Annotated in this window: 11 protein-coding genes; 7 read left to right on the plus strand and 4 right to left on the minus strand. The window is 57.2% G+C overall.

Annotation, left to right across the window (positions count from 1 at the left end):
* Window positions 1-37: 37 nt before the first annotated feature.
* Window positions 38-583 (plus strand): winged helix DNA-binding protein, encoded by a 546-nt coding sequence (locus tag HB664_RS14100; protein ID WP_039262429.1) that lies wholly within the window; start codon window positions 38-40, stop codon window positions 581-583.
* Window positions 584-585: 2 nt separating this feature from the next.
* Here the strand turns inward: HB664_RS14100 and glgX are convergent, their stop codons facing one another.
* From glgX to treZ, 3 genes are read right to left on the minus strand one after another with little or no spacing between them, the layout of a single operon-like run.
* Window positions 586-2,661: a glycogen debranching protein GlgX gene (gene glgX, locus HB664_RS14105; RefSeq protein ID WP_219939656.1), complete on the minus strand. Its 2,076-nt coding sequence runs from the start codon at window positions 2,659-2,661 to the stop codon at window positions 586-588.
* Between the two features lie 15 nt (window positions 2,662-2,676).
* Window positions 2,677-5,145, minus strand: a complete 2,469-nt coding sequence (gene treY / locus HB664_RS14110; protein ID WP_219939657.1) for a malto-oligosyltrehalose synthase — start codon at window positions 5,143-5,145, stop codon at window positions 2,677-2,679.
* Window positions 5,142-6,929 (minus strand): malto-oligosyltrehalose trehalohydrolase, encoded by a 1,788-nt coding sequence (treZ, locus tag HB664_RS14115; RefSeq protein ID WP_219939658.1) that lies wholly within the window; start codon window positions 6,927-6,929, stop codon window positions 5,142-5,144. The genes treY and treZ overlap by 4 nt, the downstream gene beginning before the upstream one ends.
* A gap of 132 nt (window positions 6,930-7,061) precedes the next feature.
* Here treZ and HB664_RS14120 point away from each other — a divergent pair, with 132 nt between their 5' ends.
* From HB664_RS14120 to HB664_RS14145, 6 genes are all read left to right on the plus strand, one after another.
* Window positions 7,062-7,589 (plus strand): GNAT family N-acetyltransferase, encoded by a 528-nt coding sequence (locus tag HB664_RS14120; RefSeq protein WP_096151067.1) that lies wholly within the window; start codon window positions 7,062-7,064, stop codon window positions 7,587-7,589.
* A gap of 184 nt (window positions 7,590-7,773) precedes the next feature.
* The gene (locus HB664_RS14125; protein ID WP_258235799.1) at window positions 7,774-9,822 is read left to right on the plus strand and encodes a lipase family protein; all 2,049 of its coding nucleotides are present in this window, start codon (window positions 7,774-7,776) and stop codon (window positions 9,820-9,822) included.
* 238 nt (window positions 9,823-10,060) lie between these two features.
* A complete protein-coding gene (locus HB664_RS14130) occupies window positions 10,061-10,591 on the plus strand; it encodes a hypothetical protein (protein WP_058840930.1) in 531 nt (176 codons plus the stop codon).
* A 220-nt stretch (window positions 10,592-10,811) separates the two neighbouring features.
* The gene (locus HB664_RS14135) at window positions 10,812-11,561 is read left to right on the plus strand and encodes a 5'-nucleotidase, lipoprotein e(P4) family (protein ID WP_375156339.1); all 750 of its coding nucleotides are present in this window, start codon (window positions 10,812-10,814) and stop codon (window positions 11,559-11,561) included.
* 141 nt (window positions 11,562-11,702) lie between these two features.
* The gene (locus HB664_RS14140; protein WP_058840932.1) at window positions 11,703-12,689 is read left to right on the plus strand and encodes an MBL fold metallo-hydrolase; all 987 of its coding nucleotides are present in this window, start codon (window positions 11,703-11,705) and stop codon (window positions 12,687-12,689) included.
* A 1-nt stretch (window position 12,690) separates the two neighbouring features.
* Window positions 12,691-13,602, plus strand: coding sequence for a LysR family transcriptional regulator (locus HB664_RS14145; protein ID WP_219939660.1), 912 nt, complete (start codon window positions 12,691-12,693; stop codon window positions 13,600-13,602).
* Here HB664_RS14145 and HB664_RS14150 read toward each other — a convergent pair.
* The gene (locus HB664_RS14150; protein ID WP_033145589.1) at window positions 13,593-14,477 is read right to left on the minus strand and encodes a LysR substrate-binding domain-containing protein; all 885 of its coding nucleotides are present in this window, start codon (window positions 14,475-14,477) and stop codon (window positions 13,593-13,595) included. The genes HB664_RS14145 and HB664_RS14150 overlap by 10 nt on opposite strands.
* Window positions 14,478-14,509 lie beyond the last annotated feature (32 nt).

The following is a 14,509-nucleotide window of genomic DNA, read 5'->3' on the forward strand; positions in this document are numbered from 1 at the left end:
TTTATCGATGAGTTTACATTTCTGGCTAAGGAACGTTATGACCTCGGAAAAGAGTGCTACCCCCCCTCACGACGATATCAACGACGGCCGGATCGTCTCGTCCCGCCACCTGGTGTCCGAGCGCTGCGCGGAACTGTCAGAGCTGGAGTACGCGCTGATCATGACCAGCAACGCGTTCAATAAATGGATGGTGCGCTGCATGACCGCAGCCGGCGAGCCCGATATGGGCGCATTTGACGTCTCGCTGCTGCATCACGTAAACCACCGCGACCGCAAGAAAAAGCTGGCCGATATCTGTTTCGTTCTTAACGTGGAAGATACCCACGTGGTGACCTACGCCCTGAAAAAGCTGGTCAAAGCGGGCTACGTGACGAGCGAGAAAGCGGGCAAAGAGCTCTTTTTCTCGACTACCGAGGAAGGGAAAGCGTTGTGCATGAAGTACCGGGACGTGCGGGAGGCGTGTCTGATCGCAATCCACGCGGAGAGCGGCATTGCCGGGAAGTCGATTGGCGAGACCGCGCAGCTGTTACGCACGATCTCCTCCCTGTATGACACCGCCGCCCGCGCGGCGGCATCACTCTAGGGCTAAGGACGTCTGAAGAGAGTAATACTGCGTCCGGCCAGTTCGTACTCTACGGTTTCGGTGAATGCTGTCCCGGCGGCAGCGTTCTCTGCCGTAGACAGCTCCAGCACCCATCCCCCTTCGCCAAACTGCGGGATCTGGAACGGCACGGTCCCTTCAAACGGGTTGAACAGCATCAGCACGTCGTGCCAGATGCCGTCCTCCTGCCTGAGATCCGGCCTGCTGATGGAGACGCCGAGCGTCGAGCCTTCATCCCACTGCTCGGCCTGCTGCGGGCCGCCGCCGGCATTGAACCAGCGGATCTCCAGCCCGTCGCGCCAGCTTTCACGCCGCAATAACGGCTGCGATGCGCGAAGCGCAATGAGCCGTCGGGTAAACTCGCGCAGCGCAGCGTCGTTTTCGGTTATCCCGTTCCAGTCGATCCACGAGATCTCGCTGTCCTGGCAGTAACCGTTGTTATTACCCTTCTGCGTGCGGCCAAACTCGTCCCCCGCCAGCAGCATCGGCGTGCCGTGGGAAAACAGCAGCGTGGTCAGGAAATTACGCTTCTGCCGCTCGCGGGTAGCAATAATATCCGGGTTCTCCGTCGGCCCTTCTTCGCCATAGTTGTACGAGCGATTGTCATTATGCCCGTCGTTATTATCCTCGCCGTTGTCGGCGTTGTGCTTCTCGTTGTACGACACCAGGTCATTCAGCGTAAAGCCGTCGTGAGCGGTAATGAAGTTGACGCTGGCCCACGGACGACGCCCGCGCAGGTCGTACAGATCCCCGGATCCCAGCAGCCGTGCGGCAAAGTCGTTGGAGACGTTATCGCCCTTCCAGTACTCGCGTACGGTATCGCGGTATTTGTCGTTCCACTCACCCCAGCCCGGCGGGAAACCGCCAACCTGATACCCGCCGGGACCGATGTCCCAGGGTTCACCAATCAGCTTAAGTCTTGATAACACCGGATCCTGAGTCATGGCGTCGAAGAAACCGCCGCGCGGGTCAAATCCTTCCGGCTCGCGGCCCAGTATCGTCCCCAGGTCGAAACGAAAACCGTCAATATGCATCGATTCCGCCCAGTAGCGCAGCGAATCCATCACCATCTGCAGCACGCGTGGGTGCGAGGTGTTGACCGTGTTTCCCGTCCCGGTGTCGTTGATGTAGTACCGGTGCTGGTCCGGCAGGGTGCGGTAATAGCTGTAGTTATCAATCCCCTTAAACGAAAGCGTCGGGCCAAGCTCATTTCCTTCCGCCGTATGGTTGTACACCACGTCCAGAATCACCTCGATGCCCGCATCGTGATACGCGCGCACCATGTCGCGAAAGCCCTGGATCCCCGCCGGGCCGTAGTAGCGCGACGCCGGAGCAAAAAAGCCGAGGGTGTTATAGCCCCAGAAGTTCTTCAGGCCGCGATCGAGCAGATGCTGGTCGTCCGGGAACCAGTGAACCGGCAGAAGCTCCACCGAGGTGATGCCAAGACTCTTGATGTAGTCGACCGAGGCTTTGTGTCCCATCCCCTCAAACGTGCCGCGCAGCTCCTGCGGGATGGCCGGGTTCATCTGGGTAAAGCCCTTCACGTGGCTCTCATAGACGACGGTATGCGGCCAGGGCACGTTTGGCCGGCTGTTGTCCTGCCAGTCAAAGGCGTTCGGGTCGATGACCTTGCATTTCGGCGTGAACGGCGCGCTGTCGCGCGTGTCAAAGCTTAAATCTAACTCGTCATGCCCCAGCTCATAGCCGAAATGGGCATCGTTCCAGTCGATATCGCCCACCAGTTCTCGGGCGTAAGGGTCGATAAGCAGCTTGTGCGGGTTAAAGCGGTGGCCGTTTTCCGGATCGTAAGGGCCGTAGACGCGATAGCCGTACAGCGCGCCGGGCTTCAGGTCCGGCACATAGCCGTGCCAGACCTCATGGGTATATTCCGGCAGTTCCAGCCGGGCGATTTCGTTTTTCCCGGACGGGTCAAACAGACAGAGTTCCACCCGCTCGGCGTGAGCGGAGAACAGCGCGAAGTTGACGCCCTTCCCGTCATAATTCGCCCCCAACTGCTGGCCATGACCGGCCCGAATTTCAAACGTAGTATCCTTTGCCATTTTCGTTCTCCACGATTATTCGCAGGTAAGCAGAACCAGTACACATCCCTTTTCTGACGTTAAATCCAGCGTCTCTTGCAGAATGCGGCTCTCACCGCTGAACAGATCCCGATAGCGTTTCCCGGCCAGTTCTTCCGGTATCGCGACCCTGGTATTGACCCACAGCTGATGATTATCGGTGACATCAAAAACCAGACGCGGTACGGCGACAATCAGCGCCTCCTCGTCCTTAACGCGGGCATAGACAATCAGGTTCTCCTCGCGCTCGCCGGTGACCTTAAGCGGCAGCCAGTCGCCGTAGCGGAAAAGCGCGTCGTAATGCGGACGCAGCCGCAGCAGCGTGGCGGTGACGAACTGCTTAACGCGCCCGTCTCGCCAGCAGGCCGGGTTATCAAATACCGTGGCATCCGCCGCGCTGAGGTTGTGCACCAGCGCGTTGAAGTCCGGCTCCCGTCGGTTATCCGGGTCGACGAGGCTAAAGTTGAGCGCCTCGCTGCCCTGATAGATATCCGGCACGCCGGGAGCCGTCAGCTTGATTACCGTCTGGCTGAGGCTGTTCATCAACCCGGCGCGGATAAAGGGCTGCATCGCCTCGCTAAAATCCTGCAGGAACAGCGCGTTGTCCGGCGAAAGCAGGTGCCGCGCGTAGCTCAGCACCACGCTCTCATAGCTCTCGTTGCTGTCGATCCAGTCGGTGCGCTGTTTTGCCTCGCGCAGCGCTTTCTCGAGGAAGCCGATAAAACGCGCTTCCAGTGATGCAAGCCCTTCAGCGTCGTCCGGAGACAGCGTGGCGGGCCAGACGCCCGCCAGCGCCTGATAGATCATCCAGGTATCGGCAGCGTTCGGCGCGGTACCGTCATTGAGAAAACGCACCTGAGTCTGGTTCATCTGTCGCCAGCGGGCCAGATTTCCCCCCCAGCGTTCCGGCGCTTCCGTCAGGGTGTAGAGACGCGCCCGAGCGTCTTCCCCGCGCTTGGTATCGTGCGTGGAGGTGCCCAGCAGCGCGTCGGGCTGTCGGGCGAGACGAATGCGCATCTCCTGGTGGAAGCGGGATAATGAAAACGCGCGCGGCGTCGGGTCGGCGCCCACTTCATTGAGCGCCAGCTCGAGGTTGTGGCGGAAGAACAGCGTGTCTTCAACGGACTTCGCCATCAGCGGCCCGGTAAGCTGCTGGAAGCGGGTTCTGAACAGCGCGGCGGACTCGCGGCAATCTTCCGGCAGGTCGCCGGTGAGAATGCGCACAATCAGGCTCAGCGCCGCTTCAGACGTCTCCACGCCGGCGACCACGCGGTTAAGCAGCGCCACGTCCGACGGGGTTAATCCCTCCCGGGTGCCGTAGGTGCGGTAGACCGGAAAGGCGATAAGCAGCTCGCGCAGCGCGTGGCGGATCTCCTCGCGCGGTAGCGCAACCTCATTGCGGCGGGCCAGATCGTCAGCAAGGTTAAGCAGCGTGGTGAATTCACCCTCAAAATTGCGATCGGTCATCAGGCCCTTGGCATCGCGCAGTTCCGCGTGGCGATCGACCGCTATTCCCAGCGTTTCGTCGTGGATGGTCTCCAGGCGCGACAGGTTATCGTCGTCGACCAGCACTTCCGCCAGCGAGGCGATAAACTCGTAGCCGGTGGTGCCGGATACCGGCCAGTCGGCGGGGAGCTGTTCTCCCTTCGCGAGGATTTTTTCAACCGTGATGTAGCAGTCGGGCCCGGTTTTCTCCCGCAGGTGCTGCAGATACCCCAGCGGATCGGCCAGGCCGTCGACGTGGTCGATTCGCAGGCCGTCCACCACGCCCGCGTGAACCAGCTCCAGGATCAGCCGGTGCGTATCGTCGAAGACCGCGTCGTCTTCAACCCGAACGCCGACCAGCCCGGTGATCTCAAAGAAGCGCCGCCACGAGAGCTGCTTCGGCGCTTCCCGCCAGGACATCAGCCGCCAGCTTTGCGCTTCATGCAGCTCAGCTATGCTCTTATCCTCGCTGTACGTGCCGGGGTTGAGCGGATACTCGGCGTCGTAGTAAACCAGCGCGACCTTGTTCGTGACAGGGTCACGTTTAAGGGCGATCGCACCCTTCTCCAGCTCCGCCTCAAAGGTGTCGCCGAGGAACGGCAGCGTTAGCGGGCGCGACCCGTCGATATCGAAATAGCGGAAATAGCGGCTCTGCTGGCCGTATTCAATCACGTCCCGCCACCAGGCATTTTCCAGCGAGGTGGACATATGGTTCGGGACAATATCCAGAATCAGCCCCATGCCGGCCTGCTTAAGCGCCGCCACCATGCGGTCGAAACCGTCTCGTCCGCCGATCGCGGGGTCAATTTCATTCGGGTTGGTCACGTCATAGCCGTGGGTGGAACCCGCTGTGGCGGTAAATACGGGCGACGCGTAGAGATGGCTGATGCCGAGATCTTTCAGGTAAGGCACCAGCGCCGCAACGCGGTCGAAGGTCATGCCATTACGGAACTGAATACGGTACGTGGCGGAAGGGATCATAACGATGCTTCTCCATCAGCAAAGCGAACGACAATACCGTTCGGCGGTAAAACGTCAGTGACTTCCGGCCAGGCAAAGCGCGTCTCACCCGCGAGATCGGGCAGCACGACGGGCTTACTACCGATATTCAGCGCCAGAGAGAGCGTCCCCGACGGGAAATGCCAGCTCACCGCCACCATGCCGGGCGCGGTCTTGATTACTTTGCCCTCAACGGCGCCGCCATGACGCAGAAGCGGAACGATATGGCGATGACGCAGCGTCAGCAGGTGGCGCGTGAAGCGCAGCCACGTTTTGCCTTCGTCGGAGGCAATCTTATTCCAGTCGAGTTTTGAACGGATAAACGTGTTCAGGTCGTTCGGATCCGGGACGGTTTCATCGTGCCCGGCATGGCCGGTAAACTCTTTTGCGCGCCCTTCCCGCACCGCCTTTGCCAGATCGCCGTTAAAATCGGTGAAAAACAGGAACGGGTGCGTTTCCCCAAACTCCTCTCCCATAAACAGCAGCGGGATATGGGGGGAAAGCAGCAGCGCGGCAAGCAGCACCCGCGTCTTGTCGACACCGGCCAGGGTGATAAGACGCTCGCCCTGGGCGCGATTCCCGGTCTGATCGTGGTTCTGAATAAAATCGACGAAGAACTGCGGCGGCTGCGTCTGGCACTCCACCCCGCGGGATTCGCCGGTTTGCAGCGAAATCTCGCCCTGGTAGACAAAGCCTTCCGCCAGCGCCCGGGCGAACTTTTTCTCCGGCTCAAAGGCAAAATCCTGGTAGTACGCGTGCGTCTCGCCGGTGGCAAACACGTGGGCGGCGTTGTGGAAGTCATCATTCCACTCGGCGGTGAACAGCGGCGTGTTGCCCTGTTCATCGCGCGGGTGCAGGAAAATCACGTTGCGGCTGTCTTCCGTGGTCAGGTGAACGTGGCGGTGCGGGATCGCCTCGCGGATTTTTGCGGCAATCTCCTCCAGAATGTGCATCTCCGCGCTGTCTTTAATCTGGTCGATGGCGTCAAAGCGCAGGCCGTCCAGACGATACTCCGTCAGCCAGTAGAGTGGCGCATCGGTGATGTACTGCCTCACCGGCTCGCGTTCGTAAGCAATTCCGTTGCCCCACGGCGTCATCCGCTGTGCATCAAAAAACGCGGGCGACAGCAGGGGCAGATAGTTCCCCTCGGGGCCGAAGTGGTTAAGCACGATATCCAGCACCACGGAAAGCCCCAGCCCGTGCGCGGCGCCAATAAACGCGTGGAAATCCTCCGGCGTACCGTAGGCAGAGTGCGGGGCGTACAGCAGCACGCCGTCATACCCCCAGCCGCGGGTTCCGCCAAACTGAGAGACGGGCATCACTTCAAGCTGGGTAATACCGAGCTCTGCCAGATACGGCAGCTTGTCGATGGCGGCCCGGAAGGTGCCCTCCGGGGTAAACGTGCCGATGTGCAGCTCGTAGATAACCGTATCTTCCCACGGCCGCCCTGCCCAGTCCCGGTTGACCGGCTGATAGCGTTGGGGATCGATAACGATGGAGGGGCCGTTAACGTCGCCTTTTTGCGCGCGCGATGCGGGATCGGGCACCGTCATGCCGTCCTGCAGAACAAATTGATATTCTGCACCGTGCGTGACGCCGGGTACGTCTGCCTGAAACCAGCCGTCGCCAGCTGCCGTCATCGGCACGTCGGCGGCCGCCAGACGTAGCGTAAGTTCTTTCTGTCCTTCTGCCCAGACGCGAAAACGTACAACGTCATCGGAAATAAACTCAGCACCCCACTGCTTTTGAAATGTCCTGAATTCCATTCATTGTCCTCGAATGACCCACATTTTACGCGGAACGAAGTACAAGCTTAGTTCAGGATTAAAAGTGTGTTAGGCCAGCGAATTTAACCGCTTCGTCTATTCTTTATGAAATAACTCACTACCGGGAATACTATGCAGATTCGAAAAGGACTCAGTACCGACCTCACGCGCCTTGAATGCTGTGACTTTTCTTTCACCATTAGCCACATTGCGCGAGAGCCCTTTATCCACTGCGATTTGCATATCGAAGCCGTCGCCGAACCCTGGATTAAAACCTACGAGCTCGACATCCAAACCCTTGAAAACCACTGCGTTAATCCGGACGCCATATTTCTTATTGCCGAAACGGATGACGGGGAAATTGCGGGATTTATTACCGCGTCAATCGGCTGGAATAAGTTTATCTCGGTGGATTACATTGCCGTGGAGCGCACGAAACGCAGAACCGGCGCCGCGCAAAAATTAATGGCCGCCGCGCACGTGTGGGCCCGCAGCGTAAACGCGCCGGGATTACGGCTTGAAACACAAAATGTGAACGTTTCTGCCTGTCTGTTTTACCGCAACTACGGGTTTACCCTGGGCGGATACGATCGTTATCTCTACAACGCCTTACCGGAAAAAGACGAAGTCGCCCTGTTCTGGTATTACATGCTGGTCTAGCGGAAACGATGCTGAAAAATACAGTATCTGTTTATTTTCTGGCTAAACGCAGCCAGTCAATACGTTAAATTGTTCCACCTTACAAAATCTTACGTTTATGTACTCCCTCAGGATGCGGGGTAGAATGCCTTCAGGTGTATGATTGCCCGAAATTAAACCATGCAATAAAAAGGGATTTAAATGCATGATGGATGCGAAAGACAACACAACAGTGACCTGCCTGAGTCACAAAATGAAGTATAAAGAGGTCGCCTGTGGCAAGCAGCGGATGCACTGGCTGGAACTGCAGTTCGTGGATGAGAACAACAACCCGGTTTCCGGTCTGAAGGTACAGCTCGAATACCATCAGCTGGCAACGGAGGCGGAGCTGGCGCTCTTGAGACGGGGAGGTGACAACCACTTCGATCCGACGCCGCCGCCGAACCCGCCCGCCGCTGTCACCGACAGTCAGGGTCTGGTGCGCTTCGACGACCTGTACTGGATTAGCGTTGACGTAAAAACAGACGGCCAGCAGCTGGCCGACGAGATGGAGCTGCGCCCGCTGGGTATCAGCCGCAATCCAAACAGCCAGCCGGTGAGTAATAATATTTTCCGGCCTGAAACGCGCGATCCGAAATGGCGTTCAAACGTGCAGATTAGCGCGGAGCAGCACGGCTATGACCACCATTATGTGACCATCGGTGAGTTGTGTGACCGGATGCCCGATATCCCTGAATGGACGGGTAAAGAGCCTCCCCGGTTTCACTTTCCGCATGGAGTATCGCTGCAAGGCACGAAAATCAGCCGGGAGACGCTGGAGAAGCGGCATGTTATCGAAATCTGTCCTTTCCGGGCATGGTCACTGGTGCTGCATGACACGAAAGACTATTCGCTGGCAAATGGCTATAACCTTGGCGTGATGGCTGATATGGCCTATGCGAAAGGTGGGAATACGGTGATTAAGCCATTTTTCATGGAAAAGTGCCTGGATTTGTCCACGACGCCGAGATATGAAGAATTTCCGTCGTTTCCTTACGCGCTTGTTGTTGATGTACCGTTCCGTGAGCGATACATCACTGCTGAATTTCTGGACTCATCCCGCTTAAGTGACATAGCTCCCGCCCGCTCACTGCTCGACAGTACCCAGCTTTTTTACGTGGAAAATGCGGCCCATGTGATCGTGGCATGGCGGGGAACGCAGGAAGTCCCGGACTGGCTCACCGACGGCTGGTTCTCCCCGCAACTATGCCCGGCTGAGCTGACTAAGGCCGGTCGTATTCATGGCGGCTTTCTGGAGGCATACCAGCTGGCGAAGGAGCGGTTTAGAGATCAATTTAAAGAAATTAAAAGAATAACTGATGGCGGAAAAAAACTGTTTATCACCGGGCACAGTCTGGGAGGGGCTCTGGGGATGACCTATGCGGCGGAGATGAAGGGATTTTCGCCAATACTCTACACCTACGGGATGCCCCGGACCTTCACCGCCGATGCTGTGGGTAACCTGTATCAGCTCACCCACTACCGACACGTCAACGACAGCGACACCATTCCCAGCGTGCCGTTTGATGCCAATCTTGATAACTGGCTGTACGGTAAGTTTGGCCCTCTCGGTGCCACGCTGGGCTTTTTCTGGACACTGACGGCCGAGCTGCCGAGGCAGATGGCGGGGGCCTATATCGGTGAGCATTACTGGCATCACGGCAGCCCGGTGGTTTTCTTCCGCGCCACACAGACCCGCACCTGGCTGGAATGTAAAACGATGAACAATCATACCTGCCGCCGCCTCAGCTCCAGCGATATGCACAAAGTTAAACTGTTCCTTGTCCCGTCGCTGTCTGAGGCTGAAAACACGGAGGCAAAAGAGGCACAGGTGGCGTTTGTGCGCGAGTTCCCGGCCGCAGATATTCAGAAAGTTTTTCCCCGTAACACCAATCCGAATTTTGACCATATGACCAGTCCGGGCCAGCACTCGATGGCGAGTGAGTATCTGCCGTTCCTGAACAACCAGCTTCTGGAATCGGCATGGCCGGAGCTGAAGCTGAGCCGGAAAGAGTACCGGGAGGATTTCCGGCAGCAAATGGCGGATTACGGGGCAGGCAGCCCACCAGAGGAACTGAAGCGAAACCGGATGTTCCTGGCCCTGCAGGATATGGTGGGCAGTTCGCTGACGGTTACCCTTAAACTGCCGGGCGGTGAGAATGCCCTGACCCGTTTTAAATCAGTTGCGGAGGAAGAAGTTGAATCGACACGCTAAATCACTGGCAGGACTGTTGCCACTTCTGACACTGTTGCCCCTGAGCGGCTGCGCCAGTCACCCGGAATATACTCTTAGCCCCCCAGCCAGTTCTGAATGGGTAACGGTAGCGGTGAAACTGCCAGCTGAGACGGAGGTATTGCCGCTGGATGTGCTTTATCGCTCTGAGACATGCCGACGGAAAATATACGATCCCTCGACGGAATCACATGAGAGTACGGAAAGGGGACTGTACCCCATGCAGATGGATCTCAGTCCAGCCAATGATGATGGTGTTCGTCAGATCCGTATTGCGCTTGATGGCGGTACAAAGTGTCGCTGGACGCTTAGTGGTATCAGGGTCGGAATACAGTTGGCCAGAACTTCTGCGCTGGCTAAAGGGAAAGATATTACACCTGCAAACTATGTATTCGATTTTGATGAGGAGGGGTACAGCAATGCGTTTGGGAAAGGAAAACCTACCCCTGTAAGTGGTGATCTATTTTTTAAAACTGAATTTTTCCCAATGGAATATGTATATCGCTCAATTAAAGAAATGGATCTAGACCTTTTTGCTGGGGATGAAAGATACAATAAATGGAATAGATATTATAAAGTTACAAACAGTAGAGTCATAAAGATTGAGCCCATTATATATTTAAATAAGGTTGTAAAACTTGAAGCATCAGGTTCATCTCGTGGAAAAGTTCTTGCAACATATCCGGATGGTAGTTCTGAGAACATCAGTGGCAGAGTTCCCGATTATGAGAAGTTACGTCGAATGAAATGATAATGCATCTATCCAAAAGGATCTAGTTAGGATCCTTTTTAAATCATTGCCCTCCGAATCCGCTCATTATTTCAAATATTGCATTGTGCAACTTCGCTTACATTCAATCATGCAGGTCTAGCGGAAATACATTGCCATATCACGGTCATATTTCTGTCATTGAATTTCATTACGCTTTCGGGATTTTAACCATGGTGTTGAGGAAAAAAGTGTGAATTCAATGGCTAAGGTATTACTGCTGGCATTACCTGTTTTGAGTGCAACGGCCGCGGCGACGGCCGCCGGGGGCGAGCTGTGTGAACCCAAAGCGTACGAAATGGCGCTGCGCTATCAGCAGAAATCGGCAGAGATCGTGGCTCTTCAGCTGCAGACGTATCGGTTTGCCACCGAGCGTTTCAACGAGAAGTTAAAAGAGCTGAAAACGCCTGAAAATTACGCCGTGGTAATGGACCTGGATGAAACGGTGCTGGATAACACCCCTCTGCTGGTGCGCGACACCGAGCAGTGTCACGACTATACAAAATGGGACACCTGGAGCGACTGGGAAAAACAGGGTAAACCCGGCTTAATTCCGGGCGCGAAGGCGTTTCTTGACCATGTGAATCAAAGCAAGGTCCGTATCTATTATGTTTCGGACCGTATGCAGGAAAATAAAGCCGATACGCTCAGGACGTTAACAGCCCTGGGACTTCCGCAGGTGTCCGATGAAAGCGTGCTTCTGGACACGGTCAGCAAGGAAGAGCGTCGCCAGAGCATCCTCAAAAAGCAGCAGATCGTGATGCTGTTTGGCGACAGCCTGCCGGATTTCGCCGTGCAGTTTAAAAACAAAAAACCTAGCGAACAGCAGCGTGAGCTGGTTGAGGCCAGCGCGGAACACTTCGGAAACGACTGGATTGTGCTGCCAAATGCCGCTTATGGCTCCTGGTCCAAAGCCACGCCGGACAGCTGGAACGCACCGCTGAAAAAATAAGGTTTTACGGGCCGGGAAAGGCAGCATCGCCACCCGGCTTCTGCGCTGTGCTATCCACTGCGTTTATAGGTCCTATCATTTCTGGGCAGGTTCTTATAATTTTACGAAGAAGTAAGATGAGCGCTTTCAAAGGAGACTCGTATGCTTACCGTGAAAAAACTTGCTCTTTCTACGTTGATTTCCAGTTCATTGCTTTTCTACCCTGCGCTGCAGGCGTCGGCAGAGACGCCCCAGCACGTCGTTAAACAACCGGCGGGCGGATACAGCGTTCAGGTCGGCGACGTTCTGGTCACCTCGTTTACCGACGGGACCGTCGCGCAGGATCTGCACAAGCTGCTGCGCCGGACAACGCCGCAAAAAATCGATGCGCTGCTCGCGAAAAATTTCCAGACCAACCCGCCTGAGGTATCCATTAACGCGTTCCTGATTGCGATGCCCGGACATAAAATTCTGGTGGATACGGGCTCAGGCCAGCTCTTTGGCCCCGGCAACGGCGGACGTCTGATTGAGAGCCTCGCCACCCAGGGGATTAAACCCGAGGACATTACTGAAGTCCTGCTGACCCACGCCCACTCCGATCACGCGGGCGGCCTGGTGAAAGACGGCAAGGTGGTGTTCAGCAACGCGCGCGTTTTCGTTGGCAAACCGGACGTCGACTTTTTCTTTAACGACGAGAATCAGAAAAAAACCGGCTACGGCAAGAACTACTTTGACGTCGCGCAGAAGACCTTAAAACCCTATCTTGACGCCGGTAAAGTGGTGCCGTTTAGCGGCACATCTGAGATTCTCCCGGGGCTGACCGGCACGGTTCATCCCGGCCATACGCCGGGTTCAGCCTTCTACACGCTGACGAGCAACGGCGAGAAGATCACCTTTGTCGGCGACATCATTCATGCCGCGGCGGTACAGTTCCCGCAGCCTGACGTGACCATTACCTACGATGAAGATCAGAACAAAGCGGCAGGCGTGCGCGAACACGCGTTTGCGGACTTTGTGAAAAATAAAGACTTGGTTGCCGCGCCACATCTGCCGTTCCCGGGTATCGGGTACGTCACCAAAGGCGAAAACGGCGGCTATGCCTGGGTCCCTGTGACCTATACCAACCGGGACGCCGGCAGCGCGAAATAAAATGACGCCCGTCTCTGACATGGACATCGACCTGCTCCTGACCCTAGACGCCCTGCTTCAGGACAGGAATATCACCCATGCGGCCGCGCGGCTGGGCATCAGCCAGCCCGCGCTGTCCGCCCGTCTCGCGCGTCTGCGAACGCTGTTTGGCGAACCGCTGTTTATTCCCTCGCCACATGGACGTGGGGTGCTACCCACGCCGCGAGCGGAAGCGCTTAAGCCGCAGGTAGAGAGCGTGCTGCGCGGCATCAGCGCGATGTTTTCTCCTTCCACGTTTGATGCCCAGACCAGCACCCAGACCTTTGTTATCGCGCTGCACGAAAACCCGGCGCTGATGCTGGGCACCGGGCTGCTTAACCAGGTGGGTACCGAAGCTCCAGGTATTCGCCTGCGCTTCGCCCTGCCACAGATGTCCGAACTGCCGCAGCAGCTTGAAAACGGTGATGTGGATATCTACATCGGCGTGAGCGCGGGTGCCCATGACGGCTGGGTGAGACGCAAACTGCTCGACGATACGTTTGCCACCGCCCAGCGTAAAGGCCATCCGCGCGGGACCGGAGCGTTAGACCTGGAAAGCTACTGCGCGCTTTCTCATCTGGTGGTGTCATCGGCGGGAGATCCGTTTACCGGCTTTGTCGATCAAACCCTGGCCGGGCTGGGCTACCAGCGGCACGTCGCGATGTCCACGCAGAGCTACGCCATGGCGCCTGCGCTTGTTGCCGGTACCGACCTGGTGTGCACCCTGCCGGAACGGATGCTCAAACAGTTTGCCGGCACGCTGGATCTCTTTGCGCCGCCGCTGCCGCTCCAGCCGATTACCATCTACATGTACTGGCACCCGAAAAACAGCCAGGATCCGGCAAATGCCTGGCTGCGCGAGCAGCTGCTGCAGGCCGCCGGGCGTCAGGTATGATCGAGGGTAATCAGGAATTTTTTAAGCACTTCTGAGCGAATAATCCGGTGGCAAACCAGCGTCAGCTCGCTTTCCCGCAGCCGGTCGAGGATGTCCACGTAAACCACGTTCTCAACGCTCACCGCCTTTGCCGACGCGGGCAGCAGCGCCAGCCCAAACCCCGCCGAGACCAGGCTTATCACGGTGGGCACGTCGGTCGCGTTTTGCACCACGTCCGGCTGAAAGCCCGCCCCGCTGCAGGCGTCATAAAAGTACTGTTCCAGCCCCATTCCCTCCGGGTCGCGCAGGGAGATCCATTTTTCGTCCTTCACCGACGAAAGCGTCAGCGCGGAAGATCCCGCCAGCGGATGCTGACGATACAGCGCAAGTACCGTTTTCTCTGACGTGAACGGGCGGCTTTGCAGATCGTCAGGCAGCGACGGCAGCGGCGCCCGGATAATGGCCACATCGAGCTGGTTGCTCTGCACGGCCGCGTAGAGCGTCTGCACGTTTCCCGTCACCAGCGACATGGTAATGGCCGGCCAGCGCGTATGCATCTGGCGCAGCGCGGCGGGCAGCCTGCCGTCGAACATCGCGCTCGACACGCACCCCAGGTTTAATACCCCCTGCTCGCCCCGTGCCGTTTGCCTGGCGTCGAGAACCGCCTGCTCGGTCAGAGAGATGGCGAGTCTGGCTTTCACCAGAAACGCTTCACCTGCGGGCGTCAGGGTTAAGCGGCGGTTCGCCCGGCTAAAGAGCGTGACGCCTAAACGTTCTTCCAGCGCCTTTATCTGCTGGCTCAGGGCCGGTTGCGCCATGTTCAGACGCTCAGCGGCCCGGTGCATGTGGAGCTCTTCGGCCACGACGATGAAATGGCGCATCTGACGAAACTGCACGGAACGCTTCCTTTTTTGATATGAATTTACTT

The sequence above is a fragment of the Enterobacter sp. DNB-S2 genome, from assembly GCF_019443845.1.
Classification (GTDB): Bacteria; Pseudomonadota; Gammaproteobacteria; order Enterobacterales; family Enterobacteriaceae; genus Enterobacter; species Enterobacter asburiae_B.

Coding starts and splice junctions, on each gene's coding strand:
- HB664_RS14100 (WP_039262429.1), top strand. CDS start 38: ATGACCTCGGAAAAGAGTGCTACCCCCCCTCACGACGATATCAACGAC.
- glgX (WP_219939656.1), bottom strand. CDS start 2,661: ATGGCAAAGGATACTACGTTTGAAATTCGGGCCGGTCATGGCCAGCAG.
- treY (WP_219939657.1), bottom strand. CDS start 5,145: ATGATCCCTTCCGCCACGTACCGTATTCAGTTCCGTAATGGCATGACC.
- treZ (WP_219939658.1), bottom strand. CDS start 6,929: ATGGAATTCAGGACATTTCAAAAGCAGTGGGGTGCTGAGTTTATTTCC.
- HB664_RS14120 (WP_096151067.1), top strand. CDS start 7,062: ATGCAGATTCGAAAAGGACTCAGTACCGACCTCACGCGCCTTGAATGC.
- HB664_RS14125 (WP_258235799.1), top strand. CDS start 7,774: ATGATGGATGCGAAAGACAACACAACAGTGACCTGCCTGAGTCACAAA.
- HB664_RS14130 (WP_058840930.1), top strand. CDS start 10,061: ATGCAGATGGATCTCAGTCCAGCCAATGATGATGGTGTTCGTCAGATC.
- HB664_RS14135 (WP_375156339.1), top strand. CDS start 10,812: ATGGCTAAGGTATTACTGCTGGCATTACCTGTTTTGAGTGCAACGGCC.
- HB664_RS14140 (WP_058840932.1), top strand. CDS start 11,703: ATGCTTACCGTGAAAAAACTTGCTCTTTCTACGTTGATTTCCAGTTCA.
- HB664_RS14145 (WP_219939660.1), top strand. CDS start 12,691: ATGACGCCCGTCTCTGACATGGACATCGACCTGCTCCTGACCCTAGAC.